This window comes from Pantoea sp. App145 (assembly GCF_047947045.1).
Classification (GTDB): Bacteria; Pseudomonadota; Gammaproteobacteria; order Enterobacterales; family Enterobacteriaceae; genus Pantoea.
In genome coordinates this window covers 2,031,687-2,048,582 of record NZ_CP133290.1, presented here as the reverse complement: position 1 = coordinate 2,048,582, position 16,896 = coordinate 2,031,687, and the positions used below count along the sequence as shown (strand labels likewise).

14 protein-coding genes are annotated in these 16,896 nt (G+C 56.6%); all 14 read left to right on the top strand.

Annotation, left to right across the window (positions count from 1 at the left end; genetic code table 11):
- The first annotated feature begins 15 nt into the window (after window positions 1-15).
- Window positions 16-1,782 carry a peptidoglycan glycosyltransferase FtsI gene (locus RCF31_RS09435; protein ID WP_416413143.1) on the top strand — a complete coding sequence of 589 codons (1,767 nt, stop codon included), beginning with the start codon at window positions 16-18 and terminating at the stop codon, window positions 1,780-1,782.
- Window positions 1,769-3,256 (top strand): UDP-N-acetylmuramoyl-L-alanyl-D-glutamate--2,6-diaminopimelate ligase, encoded by a 1,488-nt coding sequence (murE, locus tag RCF31_RS09430; protein ID WP_416413142.1) that lies wholly within the window; start codon window positions 1,769-1,771, stop codon window positions 3,254-3,256. Before RCF31_RS09435 ends, murE begins: the two co-directional genes overlap by 14 nt.
- Entirely contained in the window at window positions 3,253-4,614 is a 1,362-nt protein-coding gene (murF, locus tag RCF31_RS09425) for a UDP-N-acetylmuramoyl-tripeptide--D-alanyl-D-alanine ligase (protein WP_416413141.1), read from the top strand. Before murE ends, murF begins: the two co-directional genes overlap by 4 nt.
- A complete protein-coding gene (gene mraY, locus RCF31_RS09420) occupies window positions 4,608-5,690 on the top strand; it encodes a phospho-N-acetylmuramoyl-pentapeptide-transferase (protein WP_084872672.1) in 1,083 nt (360 codons plus the stop codon). Before murF ends, mraY begins: the two co-directional genes overlap by 7 nt.
- 2 nt (window positions 5,691-5,692) lie before the next feature.
- The gene (gene murD, locus RCF31_RS09415) at window positions 5,693-7,009 is read left to right on the top strand and encodes a UDP-N-acetylmuramoyl-L-alanine--D-glutamate ligase (RefSeq protein WP_416413140.1); all 1,317 of its coding nucleotides are present in this window, start codon (window positions 5,693-5,695) and stop codon (window positions 7,007-7,009) included.
- Complete coding sequence (gene ftsW / locus RCF31_RS09410; protein ID WP_416413139.1) at window positions 7,009-8,223, top strand: cell division protein FtsW; 1,215 nt, start codon at window positions 7,009-7,011, stop codon at window positions 8,221-8,223. Before murD ends, ftsW begins: the two co-directional genes overlap by 1 nt.
- Window positions 8,220-9,278, top strand: a complete 1,059-nt coding sequence (gene murG / locus RCF31_RS09405; protein ID WP_084872680.1) for an undecaprenyldiphospho-muramoylpentapeptide beta-N-acetylglucosaminyltransferase — start codon at window positions 8,220-8,222, stop codon at window positions 9,276-9,278. Before ftsW ends, murG begins: the two co-directional genes overlap by 4 nt.
- A 70-nt stretch (window positions 9,279-9,348) precedes the next feature.
- Complete coding sequence (murC, locus tag RCF31_RS09400) at window positions 9,349-10,824, top strand: UDP-N-acetylmuramate--L-alanine ligase (RefSeq protein ID WP_416413138.1); 1,476 nt, start codon at window positions 9,349-9,351, stop codon at window positions 10,822-10,824.
- Window positions 10,817-11,737: a D-alanine--D-alanine ligase gene (locus RCF31_RS09395; protein WP_084872685.1), complete on the top strand. Its 921-nt coding sequence runs from the start codon at window positions 10,817-10,819 to the stop codon at window positions 11,735-11,737. The genes murC and RCF31_RS09395 overlap by 8 nt, the downstream gene beginning before the upstream one ends.
- A gap of 1 nt (window position 11,738) precedes the next feature.
- Window positions 11,739-12,578, top strand: coding sequence for a cell division protein FtsQ (gene ftsQ, locus RCF31_RS09390; protein WP_299457448.1), 840 nt, complete (start codon window positions 11,739-11,741; stop codon window positions 12,576-12,578).
- Window positions 12,575-13,831 (top strand): cell division protein FtsA, encoded by a 1,257-nt coding sequence (gene ftsA, locus RCF31_RS09385; RefSeq protein WP_013507861.1) that lies wholly within the window; start codon window positions 12,575-12,577, stop codon window positions 13,829-13,831. The genes ftsQ and ftsA overlap by 4 nt, the downstream gene beginning before the upstream one ends.
- Before the next feature lie 71 nt (window positions 13,832-13,902).
- Window positions 13,903-15,057: a cell division protein FtsZ gene (gene ftsZ / locus RCF31_RS09380; protein ID WP_299457442.1), complete on the top strand. Its 1,155-nt coding sequence runs from the start codon at window positions 13,903-13,905 to the stop codon at window positions 15,055-15,057.
- Between the two features lie 101 nt (window positions 15,058-15,158).
- Window positions 15,159-16,076 (top strand): UDP-3-O-acyl-N-acetylglucosamine deacetylase, encoded by a 918-nt coding sequence (gene lpxC / locus RCF31_RS09375; protein WP_084872691.1) that lies wholly within the window; start codon window positions 15,159-15,161, stop codon window positions 16,074-16,076.
- Between the two features lie 270 nt (window positions 16,077-16,346).
- Window positions 16,347-16,853 (top strand): secA translation cis-regulator SecM, encoded by a 507-nt coding sequence (gene secM / locus RCF31_RS09370; protein WP_416413137.1) that lies wholly within the window; start codon window positions 16,347-16,349, stop codon window positions 16,851-16,853.
- Window positions 16,854-16,896 lie beyond the last annotated feature (43 nt).

Here is a 16,896-nt window from a genome sequence, read left to right as displayed (position 1 = left end):
GAATCTCAGAACCTGATGAGCGGCGCGAGCAAAACGCTGAAGTTGAAAAAACAGGAAGATAAGGCCAGCTTTGTAAGCTGGCGTTTTGCGTTGCTGTGTGGCTGCATTTTACTGGCACTGGGTGGTCTGCTGTCTCGGGTGGCCTGGTTGCAGGTGATTAATCCTGACAAACTGGTGAAAGAAGGCGACCTGCGTTCGCTGCGCGTCCAGGCGGTGCCGACTGCCCGTGGCATGATCAGCGACCGTGCGGGCCGACCGCTGGCTGTCAGCGTGCCGGTGAACGCCATCTGGGCCGACCCAAAAGAATTGAATGAACACGGCGGTGTCTCCCTCGACAGCCGCTGGAAAGCCCTTTCCGATGCATTGTCGATCCCACTCGATCAACTCTCCACGCGTATCAATGCCAATCCGAAAGGACGTTTTGTCTATCTGGCACGTCAGGTGAATCCGGCGATTGGCGAATACGTCAAAAAACTCAAGCTACCGGGTATCTATTTACGTGAAGAATCACGCCGCTACTACCCGGCGGGGCAGGTTACCGCACATCTGATTGGCTTCACCAATATCGACGGCCAGGGCATTGAAGGCACAGAAAAAAGCTTCGACAAATGGCTGACCGGTGAACCCGGTGAACGTACCGTGCGTAAAGACCGCTTTGGTCGCGTGATTGAAGATATCTCGTCGGTTGATAGCCGTGCCGCCCACAACCTGACGCTGAGCATTGATGAACGCTTGCAGGCGCTGGTGTACCGCGAACTGAATAATGCGGTGGCTTTCAACAAAGCGGAATCGGGCTCGGCGGTGCTGGTGGACGTCAATACCGGTGAAGTGCTGGCCATGGCCAACAGCCCGGCCTACAACCCAAACAATCTGGGCAACACACCGAAAGATGTGATGCGTAACCGCGCCATCACCGACATCTTCGAACCGGGTTCTACCGTGAAGCCGATGGTGGTGATGACCGCCCTGCAACGCGGTGTGGTGAAAGAAAACAGCGTATTGAATACCGTGCCTTATCGTATCAATGGTCATGAGATCAAAGATGTGGCGCGTTACAACGAATTGACCCTGACCGGGGTTCTGCAGAAGTCGAGTAACGTCGGGGTTTCCCGTCTGGCGTTAGCGATGCCGTCCTCAGCTCTCGTAGAAACTTACGCGCGCTTTGGACTGGGTAAGCCGACCAATTTGGGGTTGGTCGGAGAAAGCAGTGGCTTATATCCTCAAAAACAACGGTGGTCTGACATAGAGAGGGCCACCTTCTCTTTCGGCTACGGGCTAATGGTAACGCCGTTACAGTTAGCGCGAGTCTACGCAACCATTGGCAGCTATGGCGTCTATCGCCCGCTGTCGATTACCAAAGTTGATCCACCGGTACCCGGTGAGCGTGTTTTCCCGGAAGAACTGGTGAAAACCGTGATGCATATGATGGAAAGCGTCGCGCTGCCCGGTGGCGGTGGTGTGAAGGCGGCCATCAAGGGCTACCGTATTGCGATTAAAACCGGGACCGCGAAAAAAGTCGGACCGGATGGGCGCTACGTCAATAAATACATTGCTTATACTGCGGGCGTTGCGCCTGCCAGTCATCCTCGTTTCGCGCTGGTGGTGGTGATCAACGATCCCCAGGCCGGTAAATATTATGGTGGTGCGGTCTCCGCGCCGGTGTTCGGTGCCATCATGGGCGGCGTGCTGCGTACCATGAACATCGAGCCCGATGCGCTACCGGTAATTGATAAGAACGAGTTGGTGAAAAACCGAAGTGAGGAATCAAGTGACAGATCGTAACCTGCGCGATTTACTGGCCCCGTGGGTGCCGGGCGCGCCGGCGCGTCCACTCCGTGACATGACACTGGATAGCCGCTCTGCGGCTTCTGGCGATCTGTTTATCGCCGTGGCGGGCCATCATGCTGATGGACGTCGATTTATTCCGCAGGCTATTGCCCAGGGCGTGGCGGCAGTGATTGCCGAAGCCGAGGGTGAGGCCAGCGATGGAGATATCCGTGAGATGCATGGCGTCCCGGTTATCTACCTGGCGCAGTTGCCGCAGCGTCTCTCGGCACTGGCTGGACGCTTTTATCAGCAGCCTGCTGAAAAGCTTAAATTAATTGGTGTCACCGGCACCAACGGTAAAACCACCACCACCCAGTTGATTGCGCAGTGGGCCAATCTGCTGGGTGAAACCGGTGCTGTAATGGGCACCGTCGGTAATGGACTGTACGGTCGTCTGGTGCCAGCTGAAAACACCACCGGTTCCGCAGTGGATGTGCAGCACGTCCTGCACGATCTGGTTGGCCAGGGCGCAACGCTTACGGCGATGGAAGTGTCATCGCACGGTCTGGTGCAACATCGCGTGGCCGCGCTGCCGTTTGCCGCCGCGGTATTCACCAATCTGAGCCGTGATCACCTCGATTATCACGGCGATATGCAGAGCTATGAATCTGCCAAATGGCTGCTGTTCTCAGAACATCAGGTCGATGCGGCGATTATCAATGCGGATGACGAAGTCGGGCGCCGCTGGCTGGCCAAACTGCCGGATGCCGTTGCCGTCACCATGCAGGATAACCTGCAACCCGGCTGTCATGGCCGCTGGCTGAAAGCCACGCAAGTGACGTATCACGATGGTGGCGCACATATTCGCTTTAGCTCCAGCTGGGGCGACGGTGAGTTCGATAGCCGTCTGATGGGCGCTTTCAATGTCAGCAATCTGCTGCTGGCGCTGGCAACCCTGCTGTCGCTGGATTATCCGCTGGCGTCGCTGGTCAGCAGTGCGTCACAGTTACTGCCGGTGACCGGTCGCATGGAAGTCTTTAGCGCACCTGATAAACCTACCGTAGTGGTGGATTACGCCCATACGCCCGATGCGCTGGAGAAAGCGCTGGAGGCCGCTCGCCTGCATTGCAAAGGCCAGCTGTGGTGCCTGTTTGGTTGTGGCGGCGATCGCGACAGAGGTAAGCGCCCACTGATGGGAGCCATCGCAGAACAGTTTGCTGACGTGGTGGTGATCACCGATGACAACCCGCGCAGCGAAGATCCGCAGGCGATTGTAAATGATATTTTGACCGGTCTGCTCGATCCGGGCCGCGCCCGTGTGGTGGCTGGCCGCGCGCAGGCGGTAACTAACGCCATCATGCAGGCCAAAAGTAACGATATCGTGCTGGTGGCTGGCAAGGGCCATGAAGATTACCAGATCGTCGGCAATCGTCGTCTGGATTACTCGGATCGCGATACCGTCGCGCGTCTGCTGGGGGTGATGGCATGATCCCGCTTTCACTCACAACCCTGGCGGAAATCTCAGGCGGCACGCTGATCGGTGACGATCTTAGCGTTAGTGATGTAGTGACTGATACCCGCAAGGTGACGGCAGGTTGCCTGTTCGTCGCGCTGGTGGGGGAACGTTTCGATGCCCATGATTTCGCAGCGGATGCCATTGACCAGGGGGCGCAGGCGTTACTGGTCAGTAAACAATTACCGGTGGCAGTGCCGCAGGTGGTGGTGGCCGATACGCGCATTGCTTTTGGTCGCCTCGGTGCCTGGGTGCGCCAGCAGGTAAAAGCACGCGTGGTGGCGTTAACCGGTTCGTCGGGTAAAACCTCGGTCAAAGAGATGACTGCCGCGATTCTGCGTCAGTGCGGTGAAACGCTGTATACCGCTGGCAACCTGAACAATGATTTTGGCGTGCCGATGACGCTGCTGCGTTTGACCAAAGAACATGATTACGCGGTGATTGAGCTGGGTGCCAACCATCAGGGCGAAATTGCTTACACCACCGATTTGGTGCGTCCGGAGACGGCGCTGGTCAATAACCTGGCCGCTGCGCATCTGGAAGGGTTTGGTTCACTGGCAGGCGTTGCCAAAGCAAAGGGCGAGATTTTTGCCGGTTTGCCGCCTCATGGCACAGCCATCATCAACGCAGAGAGTAATGATCTGCTGAACTGGCAGCCGCAGTTTGCCGGTAAAACCCTGTGGCGTTTCTCGCCGCAGCCGCAGGCGGATGCTGAGTTCCGTGCCAGCGATATCACGCTACGCCCGGATGCCACCCTGTTCACGCTGCATACCCCGCGTGGCGACATTGCCATCACGCTGCCACTGCCGGGACGTCACAACATTGCCAACGCGCTGGCGGCAGCGGCATTAGCGTTATCGGTCGATGCACCGCTGAGCGCGATTCAGGCTGGCCTGAAAACCTTGCAGCCGGTTCCCGGACGCTTGTTCCCGGTTCGTCTGGCTGAACATCAACTGCTGCTTGATGATAGCTACAACGCCAATGTCGGTTCTATGACCGCTGCTGCGCAGGTGCTGGGTGATATGCCGGGCTACCGCGTGATGGTGGTGGGTGATATGGCCGAACTTGGGGAGGAGGCTGAAGCCTGCCATCGTCAGGTCGGTGACGCGGCAAAAGCCGCCGGAATTGATTGTGTGCTGAGCACCGGACACTTAAGCCAGTTGATCAGTGAAAACAGTGGCAATGGCGAGCATTTCGCCAGTAAAGCCGCGCTGATTGAACGTTTGCGGACGCTATTGTCCGAACATCAGGACATTACCATTTTGATTAAGGGTTCGCGTAGTGCCGCCATGGAGCAGGTAGTACAGAGCTTACAGGAGAAAGGAACATGCTAGTCTGGCTGGCCGAGCATTTGGTTGCACTTTATTCCGGCTTTAACGTCTTTTCCTATCTGACGTTTCGCGCCATTGTCAGCCTGCTGACCGCGTTGTTCATCTCATTGTGGATGGGCCCCCGTCTGATTGCCTGGCTGCAAAAGCTGCAGATTGGTCAGGTGGTGCGTAACGATGGTCCTGAGTCGCATTTCAGTAAACGCGGCACCCCGACCATGGGCGGCATCATGATCCTCACCTCCATCACCGTGTCGGTGCTGATGTGGGCGTATCCGTCGAACCCGTATGTCTGGTGCGTACTGGCTGTGCTGATCGGCTTTGGCATTATCGGTTTTGTCGATGATTACCGCAAAGTGGTGCGCAAAGACACCAAGGGCCTGATTGCACGCTGGAAATATTTCTGGATGTCGGTGATCTCGCTGGGTGTGGCCTTCGCGCTCTATCTGGCGGGCAAAGATACCCCGGCGACCGAGCTGGTGGTGCCGTTCTTTAAAGACATCATGCCGCAGCTGGGGCTGTTCTACGTTCTGCTGGCCTACTTCGTGATTGTCGGCACCGGGAACGCGGTCAACCTTACCGATGGTCTGGATGGCCTGGCAATCATGCCCACGGTGTTTGTCGCGGCCGGTTTTGCGCTGGTGGCCTGGGCGACCGGTAACGTGAAGTTTGCTGAGTACCTGCACATCCCGTATCTGCGTCATGCCGGTGAGCTGGTGATTGTGTGTACCGCCATTGTCGGGGCCGGTCTTGGTTTCCTGTGGTTCAACACCTATCCGGCGCAGGTCTTTATGGGCGATGTGGGTTCACTGGCGCTGGGTGGCGCGCTGGGTACCATTGCGGTGCTGCTGCGTCAGGAATTTTTGCTGGTGATCATGGGGGGCGTGTTCGTGGTTGAAACGCTGTCGGTGATCCTGCAAGTGGGATCGTTCAAGCTGCGCGGGCAACGTATTTTCCGCATGGCCCCGATCCATCACCACTATGAATTGAAAGGCTGGCCGGAGCCGCGCGTCATCGTGCGCTTCTGGATCATTTCGCTGATGCTGGTGCTGATTGGCCTGGCAACGCTGAAGGTACGCTAATTATGGCTGACTATCGGGGCAGAAAAGTCGTCATCATCGGGTTGGGCCTGACGGGCCTGTCCTGTGTTGATTTCTTTTTAGCGCAGGGGGTGACCCCTCGCGTGATGGACACCCGTGTGTCACCACCTGGGCTGGATAAATTGCCGGAGCAGGTGGAGCGCTATGTCGGTGGGTTGAACGACGACTGGTTGCTGGCGGCAGACCTCATCATCGCCAGCCCGGGCATTGCCCTGGCGCATCCGGCACTGAGCGAGGCGGCGGATGCGGGTATCGAAATCGTCGGCGATATCGAACTGTTTTGCCGTGAAGCCCAGGCACCGATTGTGGCGATTACCGGCTCGAACGGAAAAAGCACCGTGACCACGCTGGTCGGTGAGATGGCGCGTGCAGCAGGCTGGCAGGTGGGTGTGGGCGGCAACATCGGTTTACCGGCGCTGTCGCTGCTGAAATCCCCGGCGCAGCTGTATGTGCTGGAACTTTCCAGCTTCCAGCTGGAAACCACCCATAGCCTGAAAGCCGCAGCGGCAACCATCCTTAACGTGACCGAAGACCATATGGATCGCTACCCGCTGGGGATGCAGCAATATCGTGCCGCCAAATTGCGAATCTATGAAAACGCCAGCGTCTGCGTGGTGAATGCCGATGACGGCATGACCATGCCGGTTCGCGGTGCCGATACCCGCTGCGTCAGCTTTGGTATCGACCTCGGTGATTATCATCTCAACCGGCAGCAGGGGAGCACCTGGCTGCGGGTGAAAGGTGAGAAAGTGCTGAACACCGACGAAATGAAGCTGGTGGGTCAGCACAACTATACCAACGCGCTGGCGGCACTGGCGCTGGCGGATGCGGTGCATATTCCGCGTGCGTCCAGCCTGAAAGCGTTAACCACCTTCACCGGCCTGTCGCACCGTTTCCAGCTGGTGCATGAAGCAAAAGGTGTGCGCTGGATTAACGATTCAAAAGCCACCAACGTGGGCAGCACCGAAGCGGCACTGAATGGTTTGCAGATCAAAGGGACGTTGTGGCTGCTGCTGGGCGGTGATGGTAAATCGGCCGATTTCAGTCCGCTGGCGCGTTACCTGCAAGGTAACAACATACAACTGTTTTGCTTTGGTCGTGATGGCGACGCGCTGGCCGCGCTGCGCCCGGAAATTGCCACGCGCACCGAAACCATGCAGCAGGCAATGGAGCAGATCGCCAGCCAGGTGAAAGCGGGCGATATGGTTTTACTGTCACCGGCCTGCGCCAGCCTCGATCAGTTCCGTAATTTTGAACAGCGCGGCGACCAGTTCGCGCAACTGGCGAAGGAGTTAGGCTGATGCGAATTCCCGGCGCCGCGATAGCCAGCTTCCTCTCCCTGCGCCTGAAAGATTGGGTGATGGGGGCGCGTGAGAACGAAGATGCACCAGTGGTGCTGTATGACCGCACGCTGCTGTGGCTGACTTTGGGTCTGGCGATTGTCGGTTTCGTGATGGTGACCTCGGCTTCCATGCCGGTAGGGCAGCGCCTGAACGAAGATCCGTTCTATTTTGCCAAGCGCGATGCGTTTTACATCATTCTGGCACTCGGTATGGCGCTGGTTACGTTGCGAGTACCGATGGATTTCTGGCAACGCTATAGCAACGTGATGCTGGTGGTAACAGTGGTGATGCTGCTGATCGTGCTGGTGGTGGGTAGCTCGGTTAACGGGGCATCGCGCTGGATTGCGTTGGGACCACTGCGTATCCAGCCTGCGGAGCTTTCCAAGCTGTCGTTGTTTTGCTACCTCGCCAGCTATCTGGTGCGCAAGGTTGAAGAGGTGCGGAATAACTTCTGGGGCTTCTGTAAACCGATGGGGGTGATGGTGGTGCTGGCGGTGTTGCTGCTGGCGCAGCCGGACCTCGGAACGGTGGTGGTGCTGTTCGTGACCACGCTGGCGATGCTGTTTCTCGCCGGGGCTAAGTTGTGGCAGTTCCTGGCAATCATCGGATCCGGCATGTTTGCAGTGGTACTGCTGATTATCGCTGAACCCTACCGTATGCGCCGTGTGACCTCGTTCTGGAACCCGTGGGAAGATCCATTCGGTAGTGGATACCAGTTAACCCAGTCACTGATGGCGTTTGGTCGTGGTGAATTCTGGGGGCAGGGCCTCGGGAATTCAGTACAGAAACTGGAATATCTGCCCGAAGCGCATACCGACTTTATCTTCTCCATCATCGGTGAAGAATTGGGTTATGCCGGTGTGGTTTTGGCGCTGTTGATGGTATTCTTCGTCGCTTTTCGCGCGATGTCGATTGGCCGCCGCGCGCTGGAGATTGACCAGCGCTTTTCCGGCTTCCTGGCGTGTTCCATCGGTGTGTGGTTCAGCTTCCAGGCATTGGTTAACGTCGGTGCTGCCGCCGGTATGCTGCCGACCAAAGGTCTGACGCTGCCGCTGATCAGTTACGGCGGTTCCAGTCTGATTATCATGTCGACGGCCATCGTGTTTTTGTTGCGCATAGATTATGAAACGCGTCTGGCGAAAGCCCAGGCGTTTACCCGAGGTGGTCGATGAGTGGGAAGCGACTGATGGTGATGGCAGGCGGAACCGGTGGACATGTGTTCCCTGGTCTGGCTGTCGCCCATCATCTGATGGAACAGGGCTGGCAGGTACGCTGGCTGGGAACCGCCGATCGTATGGAAGCCGATCTGGTGCCGAAGCATGGTATCGAGATTGATTTTATCCGCATCAGCGGTTTGCGCGGTAAAGGGGTAAAAGCACAACTGCTGGCCCCGGTACGTATTTTCAATGCATGGCGTCAGGCACGCCGCATTATGAAAAACTGGCAGCCGGATGTGGTGCTGGGCATGGGTGGTTATGTTTCGGGTCCTGGTGGCCTGGCCGCCTGGAGTTGTGGCATCCCGGTGGTGCTGCATGAGCAGAATGGTATTGCCGGGCTGACCAACAAATGGCTGGCGAAAATCGCCACCAAAGTGATGCAGGCTTTCCCGGGCGCATTCCCCAACGCGGATGTGGTGGGTAACCCGGTGCGTACCGATGTGCTGGCGCTGCCGTTGCCCGCCGAACGCCTGGCAGGGCGTAGCGGGCCGGTACGGGTGCTGGTAGTCGGGGGCAGCCAGGGCGCGCGTATCCTGAACCAGACGCTGCCTGCGGTTGCCGCCGAACTGGGCGATGCCATCACCTTATGGCATCAGACCGGCAAAGGTGCGCTGGAAACCGTCCAGCAGGCTTATCGCGATGCGGGTCAGCCGCAGCATAAAGTCACCGAGTTTATCGATGACATGGCCGCTGCCTACGCCTGGGCTGATGTAGTGGTTTGCCGCTCAGGAGCACTGACGGTGAGTGAAGTGGCTGCCGCAGGTTTACCGGCGATTTTCGTGCCTTTTATGCATAAAGATCGCCAGCAGTACTGGAATGCGTTGCCGCTGGAGCAAGCGGGCGCAGCCAAAATTTTTGAGCAGCCGCAGTTCACCGCGGCTGTGGTAGCGGACACGCTGCGCCACTGGGATCGCCCCACACTGCTGACCATGGCAGAAAAGGCCCGCCAGGTGGCAATTCCTGATGCAACCGATCGGGTTGCGCAGGAAGTGGCAGGTGCCGCGAAATAAGTTAATCGGTCAGCGAGGCTGACCCGTACCTGACTCAGGTACAAATGGAAAACACAGGTAACAGAGACAGATGAATACACAGCAATTGGCAAAACTGCGTTCTATTGTGCCCGAGATGCGTCGCGTCCGGCACATCCACTTTGTCGGCATCGGTGGTGCTGGCATGGGCGGTATTGCCGAGGTGTTAGCGAACGAAGGTTATCATATTAGCGGTTCCGATTTGGCACCCAACCCGGTCACGCAACATCTGGCGACGCTGGGCGCAACTATCTACTTCAACCATCGTCCGGAAAATGTGACCGATGCGAGCGTGGTCGTGGTTTCCACCGCCGTAGCGCAGGACAACCCGGAGCTGGTTGCGGCACGTGAACAGCGTATTCCGGTGATTCGCCGCGCAGAGATGCTGGCTGAACTGATGCGCTTCCGTCACGGCATCGCGATTGCCGGTACGCATGGTAAAACCACCACCACGGCGATGGTAGCGAGCATTTATGCCGAAGGCGGTCTGGACCCAACCTTCGTCAACGGTGGCCTGGTGAAAGCCGCCGGGACCCATGCGCGTCTGGGTAGCAGCCGTTATCTGATTGCCGAAGCGGACGAGAGCGATGCGTCTTTCCTGCATCTGCAACCGATGGTGGCGATTGTCACCAATATCGAAGCGGATCATATGGATACCTATCAGGGCGATTTCGAGAACCTGAAGCAGACGTTCATTAACTTCCTGCACAACCTGCCGTTCTATGGCCGTGCGGTGATGTGTGTTGATGACGTGGTTATCCGTGATCTGATCCCGCGCGTCGGGCGTCAGATCACCACTTACGGATTTAGCGACGATGCGGATGTGCGCATTGAAAATTACGAGCAGCGTGGTGCGCAGGGGCATTTCACCCTGATCCGCCACGACAAGCCGGTACTGCATGTCACGCTGAACGCGCCGGGTCGCCATAACGCGCTGAATGCAGCCGCGGCGGTGGCGGTGGCCAGCGAAGAAGGTATCGACGACAACGCTATTCTGGCCGCACTGGAGAGTTTTCAGGGCACCGGTCGCCGTTTTGATGTGCTGGGTGAGTTTGATACCGCACCCGTGAACGGTAAGCCAGGCAGCGCCATGCTGGTTGATGATTACGGTCACCATCCGACCGAAGTGGATGTGACCATTAAAGCGGCACGCGCTGGCTGGCCAGAGAAAAAGCTGGTGATGGTGTTCCAGCCGCACCGCTACACGCGTACCCGCGATCTGTTCGACGATTTCGCCAACGTGCTGTCGCAGGTGGATGTGTTGCTGATGCTGGATGTGTACCCGGCAGGGGAAACGGCAATCCCGGGAGCGGATAGTCGCTCGCTGTGCCGCGCGATTCGCGGCCGCGGCAAAGTGGACCCGATTCTGGTGTCAGAACACGATGCGCTGCCAGAAGCACTGGCCCCCCTGCTGACCGGTAACGATCTGGTCATCGTTCAGGGTGCTGGCAACATTGGCAAAATCGCCCGCAAGCTGGCAGAAATCCGTTTGCAACCCACGGTGAAAGCGGAGGTGCGCAATGGCTGAGAAGGTCGCGGTATTGTTAGGCGGCACCTCGGCGGAGCGTGAAGTTTCGCTGATGTCCGGTAACGCGGTACTGGCCGGGTTGCGTGAAATGGGCATTGACGCGCATCCGGTGGATACGCGTGAGGTGTCGGTGCTCAACCTGAAGCAACAGGGATTTGATAAAGCCTTTATCGCGCTGCATGGCCGTGGCGGTGAAGACGGTACGTTGCAGGCGGTGCTGGAATTCCAGCAGATGCCTTATACCGGCAGCGGCGTGATGGCTTCGGCGATCACCATGGATAAACTGCGCAGCAAACTGCTGTGGCAGGGCAGGGGATTGCCTGCGGGTAAATTTGTCTGGTTGACACGTCAGCAGCAGGACAACGGCTTAGATGCAGCGACGCTGGCGTCGATTGAAGCCCTGGGTTTGCCGCTGTTCGTTAAGCCGAGCTGCGAAGGTTCCAGCGTGGGTATCAGCCGGGTGAACACTCTCGACGCGCTGCCTGCGGCGCTGGAAGAAGCTTTTCGTCACGACGAAGACGTGCTGGTTGAAGCCTTTCTGAGTGGTGCGGAATATACCGTCGGTATTTTAGGTGAGCAGATTCTGCCTTCCATCAGAATTAAGAGCGCCAGCGAGTTCTATGACTATGAAGCAAAGTACATTTCTGACGATACTGAATACTTCTGTCCGAGTGGTTTGAGTGCCGAACGGGAAGCAGAATTGCAGGCGCTGGTGGTGGCCGCCTGGCGTGCGCTGGGATGCAGCGGCTGGGGACGTGTCGATGTGATGGTGGACGGTGATGACAATTTCCAGTTGCTGGAAGTGAATACCTCTCCGGGCATGACCAGCCACAGTCTGGTACCGATGGCGGCGAAGCAGGCGGGGCTGAGTTTCCCGCAGCTGGTTGCACGTATTCTGGAGCTGGCCGACTGATATGTCACAGGCGGCGCTGAACGTACGCAACCGCGAACCCCAGGAGCGCACGCGCACCGGGCGTAGCAACGGTGCCCGACTTTTCGGCATCGTGTTCCTGCTGATTGTGCTGGGCATTATGGTGGCCGGCGGGCTGGTGGTGCTGAAGTGGATGAATGATGCTTCCCGCCTGCCATTATCGAAACTGGTGGTGACCGGTGAAACGCATTACACCACGCACGATGACATTCGCCAGGCGATTTTGTCACTCGGCGCACCGGGCACATTTATGTCGCAGAACGTCGACATCATCCAGCAGCAAATTGAACGTTTGCCGTGGATTAAACAGGTCAGCGTGCGTAAGCAGTGGCCTGATGAGCTGAAGATTAACCTGGTGGAGTATGTTCCGGTGGCACGCTGGAATGACCTGCATATGGTGGACGCCGAGGGTGTCTCCTTCAGCATCCCGGCCAGTCACATTGGCAAAGAAAACATGCCGATGCTGTACGGGCCAGAAGGCAGTGAGAAAGAGGTACTGGCCGGTTATCACACCATGAGTGATGTGCTGAAGGCCAGCAAGTTTACCCTGAAGGTCGCGTCGATGACGGCGCGGCGCTCGTGGCAGCTGGTGACCAGTGACGATGTGCGCATCGAACTGGGACGCAGCGATACCATGAAGCGTCTGAACCGTTTTATTGAGCTCTATCCGGAACTGCAACAGCAGGCCCAGAGCGGTAATAAGCGCATCAGTTATGTCGATTTGCGCTATGACTCGGGTGCCGCCGTAGGATGGGCACCGGCACCGTTAGAGCCACAGGAAGTCAATCAGCAACAGAACCAGGCACAGGCTAAACAACAATGATCAAGGCAACGGACAGAAAACTGGTAGTAGGACTCGAAATCGGCACCGCGAAGGTCGCCGCCCTGGTTGGGGAAATTCTGCCCGATGGTATGGTCAACATTATTGGGGTGGGCAGCTGCCCGTCTCGCGGTATGGATAAAGGTGGCGTGAATGACCTTGAATCGGTGGTGAAATGCGTACAGCGCGCCATCGATCAGGCTGAACTGATGGCAGATTGCCAGATTTCATCTGTCTACCTTGCTTTATCGGGCAAACATATCAGTTGTCAGAACGAAATCGGGATGGTTCCGATTTCCGAAGAGGAAGTGACTCAGGATGATGTAGAGAATGTCGTGCATACCGCGAAATCGGTCCGCGTACGTGACGAGCATCGTATCCTGCATGTTATTCCTCAGGAATATGCCATCGATTATCAGGAAGGCATCAAAAATCCGGTTGGGCTGTCCGGCGTGCGTATGCAGGCGAAGGTTCATCTGATCACCTGTCACAACGATATGGCGAAAAATATCGTGAAGGCAGTGGAACGATGCGGCCTGAAAGTGGACCAACTGATTTTTGCCGGACTGGCGTCCAGCTTCTCAGTATTGACTGAGGATGAACGTGAGCTGGGAGTCTGTGTTGTTGACATCGGTGGCGGTACAATGGATATCGCGGTATACACCGGCGGCGCGCTGCGCCACACCAAAGTGATCCCTTATGCCGGGAACGTGGTGACCAGCGATATCGCCTATGCCTTCGGTACGCCGCCAACGGATGCCGAAGCGATTAAAGTACGCCACGGCTGTGCGCTGGGTTCCATCGTCGGTAAAGACGAGAATGTGGAAGTCCCGAGCGTAGGTGGACGTCCACCGCGCAGCCTGCAACGTCAGACGCTGGCGGAAGTGATTGAGCCGCGTTACACCGAATTGCTGAATCTGGTGAATGACGAGATTCTGCAACTGCAAGAACAACTGCGCCAGCAAGGCGTGAAGCATCATCTGGCGGCCGGTATTGTGCTGACCGGTGGCGCGGCGCAGATTGAAGGCCTGGCGGCCTGCGCCCAGCGTGTTTTCCACACGCAGGTGCGTATTGGTCAGCCACTGAACATCACTGGCCTGACGGATTATGCGCAGGAGCCGTACTACTCAACCGCAGTTGGTCTGCTGCATTACGGCAAAGAGTCACACATGAACGGTGATGCTGAAACGGAAAAACGTGCTTCAGTGGGCAATTGGTTTAAACGCATCAACAGCTGGCTGAAGAAAGAGTTTTAATTTTTGTAAAAGGGGATCATGCTGGCTTTTTTTATGATCTCCAGGCGACAGGCACATAACGGAGAGAAATCATGTTTGAACCTATGGAATTAACCAATGACGCGGTGATTAAAGTCATCGGCGTCGGCGGTGGCGGTGGCAACGCCGTAGAGCACATGGTACGCGAGCGTATCGAAGGTGTGGAATTCTTCGCTGTGAACACCGACGCCCAGGCGTTGCGTAAAACAGCGGTCGGCCAGACGATCCAGATCGGGACCAATATCACCAAAGGTCTGGGGGCGGGTGCGAACCCGGAAGTCGGTCGTACCTCAGCGGAAGAAGATCGCGAAGCACTGCGTTCTGCGCTGGATGGGGCAGACATGGTGTTTATTGCAGCGGGTATGGGTGGCGGCACCGGTACCGGTGCGGCGCCGGTCGTGGCAGAAGTTGCGAAAGATTTAGGTATCCTGACCGTTGCGGTGGTGACCAAGCCATTCAACTTCGAAGGCAAAAAGCGTATGGCTTTTGCCGAGCAGGGTATCGCTGAACTGTCGAAGCATGTCGATTCACTGATTACCATTCCGAACGACAAGCTGCTGAAAGTACTGGGCCGTGGCATCTCTCTGCTGGATGCATTCGGTGCAGCGAACGACGTGCTGAAAGGCGCGGTGCAGGGTATCGCTGAACTGATTACCCGTCCGGGTCTGATGAACGTTGACTTCGCGGACGTGCGTACCGTGATGTCTGAGATGGGTTACGCCATGATGGGTTCTGGCGTGGCTTGTGGTGAAGACCGTGCCGAAGAAGCGGCAGAAATGGCGATCTCCAGCCCGCTGCTGGAAGATATCGACCTGTCTGGCGCGCGTGGTGTGCTGGTTAACATCACCGCGGGCTTCGATCTGCGTCTCGACGAATTCGAAACCGTGGGTAACACCATCCGTGCTTTCGCATCGGACAACGCAACCGTGGTGATCGGTACTTCTCTGGACCCAGAGATGAACGACGAACTGCGCGTGACCGTGGTGGCTACCGGTATCGGTATGGACAAACGTCCGGAAATCACCCTGGTGACCAACAAACAGAGCAGCCAGCCAGTGATGGATCATCGTTACCAGCAGCATGGTATGGCACCGCTGCCGCAGGAGCAAAAACCTGCTGCGAAAGTGGTCAACGATCCTGCAACGGCATCTGGCAAAGAACCTGACTATCTGGATATTCCGGCGTTTCTGCGTAAGCAAGCCGACTAAGAATAACCCGAGAATTGGGTTTCTCCGCTCTTTGTGCTAAAGTGTTCGCCCGCTGGTAATTTATACTAGCGGTCGGATGGGTAATATTGCGAGATAATGCGATGATCAAACAAAGGACACTAAAACGTATTGTTCAGGCGACTGGCGTCGGTTTACATACCGGCAAAAAAGTCACACTGACCTTACGCCCTGCGTCGGCTAATACCGGGGTCATCTATCGTCGCACTGACTTGAATCCACCGGTTGATTTCCCGGCTGATGCAAAATACGTGCGCGACACCATGCTGAGTACTTGTCTGGTGAATGATGAAGGCGTGCGTATTTCGACCGTTGAACATCTGAACGCCGCCCTGGCCGGTCTGGGTATCGATAACATTGTTGTTGAAGTCGATGCACCAGAAATCCCGATCATGGACGGCAGTGCTGCACCGTTTATCTATTTGCTGATGGATGCGGGTATCCACGAGCTGAACAGCGCGAAGAAATTTGTGCGTGTTAAGCAAACGGTACGCGTTGAAGATGGCGACAAGTGGGCTGAGATCAAACCTTACAATGGTTTCTCGCTCGACTTCACCATCGATTTTAAACATCCGGCAATTGATTCCAGCTCGCAGCGCTATCAGCTCAACTTCTCGGCCGAGGCGTTTGTGCGCCAGATCAGCCGTGCGCGTACTTTCGGCTTTATGCGTGAAATCGAATATCTGCAGTCTAAAGGCCTGTGCCTGGGCGGTAGTTTAGATTGTGCGATTGGCCTCGACGACTTCCGCGTACTGAACGAAGAAGGTCTGCGTTTTGAGGATGAGTTCGTTCGTCACAAAATGCTGGACGCTATCGGCGACCTGTTTATGTGTGGTCACAACGTTATTGGCGCATTTTCTGCCTTTAAATCTGGCCACGCACTGAACAACAAATTGCTGCAGGCGGTACTGGCAAAACAGGAAGCCTGGGAATGGGCGACCTTCGAAGACGAAGCTGAACTGCCGCTGGCATTCAAAGCACCCAATCTGGTCCTGGCGTAAGCCAGGCACAAAACGGCGGGTTTCCCTGACACTCTCTCCGGTCAGTGGTACCTGCCGTTTTTTATTGCCTCCTGCCATCTCTGTCTAAAGACATGCTCATCACTGCCAACACTGGCTAAACGCTGTACGAAAAAACGTGAAATCTCCCCGCAGCCGTTTAATCACTGGTGTGGAAGCCACACATAAATGCTATTATCAGGCGCTTGTATTGGCAGGGTACGCCGTTAAGTACGGTGGATGACTTACTTACTGAAGTTTTGTGGACGGGTTGTGATCGGGATTTTTTCACGCTGGCGACAATTTGGCAGACGCTACTTCTGGCCGCATCTCCTGTTGGGGATGGTAGCAGCCAGCTTTGGCTTGCCCGCCTGTGCCCAGACTTCCGAACCTGCTTCCGCAGATACCCCTGTCAGCAGCCTGTTTACCGGCAATGTTGTTCGTTTTGACCATTTAATTCGCCTGCAGGAAACTGCGCGCCGTCCGAACTTCAATGTCGACTACTGGCATCAGCATGCCATTCGTACCGTTATCCGCCATCTTTCCTTCAGTATGACGCCTCCGGCGCAAGCGGAAAACGAGAACGCAGTACCGCTGGCGGCACAAAAGCTGGCGTTGATTGATTCATTACAGGCATTGCTGACCTCGCCAGCGATGCCGCAGATTACTGCTGAACCGCAGCCAGCTGTTCTGACCACAGAACCGCAACTTAATACCCCCGCTTTCTGGTTGTCTACTATTCAGGGCATTCGCGCCGGACCCTCATTGCTCAACTGCTAACTTTTATCCGCACACTTTTTAGATTTCGCAGCCCGTGAAGTCA

Bases quoted from the DNA above. Each gene is read 5' to 3' on its own strand.
- murC (WP_416413138.1), top strand. From the start codon at position 9,349: ATGAATACACAGCAATTGGCAAAACTGCGTTCTATTGTGCCCGAGATG.
- ftsQ (WP_299457448.1), top strand. From the start codon at position 11,739: ATGTCACAGGCGGCGCTGAACGTACGCAACCGCGAACCCCAGGAGCGC.
- ftsA (WP_013507861.1), top strand. From the start codon at position 12,575: ATGATCAAGGCAACGGACAGAAAACTGGTAGTAGGACTCGAAATCGGC.
- lpxC (WP_084872691.1), top strand. From the start codon at position 15,159: ATGATCAAACAAAGGACACTAAAACGTATTGTTCAGGCGACTGGCGTC.
- murG (WP_084872680.1), top strand. From the start codon at position 8,220: ATGAGTGGGAAGCGACTGATGGTGATGGCAGGCGGAACCGGTGGACAT.
- mraY (WP_084872672.1), top strand. From the start codon at position 4,608: ATGCTAGTCTGGCTGGCCGAGCATTTGGTTGCACTTTATTCCGGCTTT.
- ftsZ (WP_299457442.1), top strand. From the start codon at position 13,903: ATGTTTGAACCTATGGAATTAACCAATGACGCGGTGATTAAAGTCATC.
- RCF31_RS09435 (WP_416413143.1), top strand. From the start codon at position 16: ATGAGCGGCGCGAGCAAAACGCTGAAGTTGAAAAAACAGGAAGATAAG.
- ftsW (WP_416413139.1), top strand. From the start codon at position 7,009: ATGCGAATTCCCGGCGCCGCGATAGCCAGCTTCCTCTCCCTGCGCCTG.
- murD (WP_416413140.1), top strand. From the start codon at position 5,693: ATGGCTGACTATCGGGGCAGAAAAGTCGTCATCATCGGGTTGGGCCTG.
- murF (WP_416413141.1), top strand. From the start codon at position 3,253: ATGATCCCGCTTTCACTCACAACCCTGGCGGAAATCTCAGGCGGCACG.
- RCF31_RS09395 (WP_084872685.1), top strand. From the start codon at position 10,817: ATGGCTGAGAAGGTCGCGGTATTGTTAGGCGGCACCTCGGCGGAGCGT.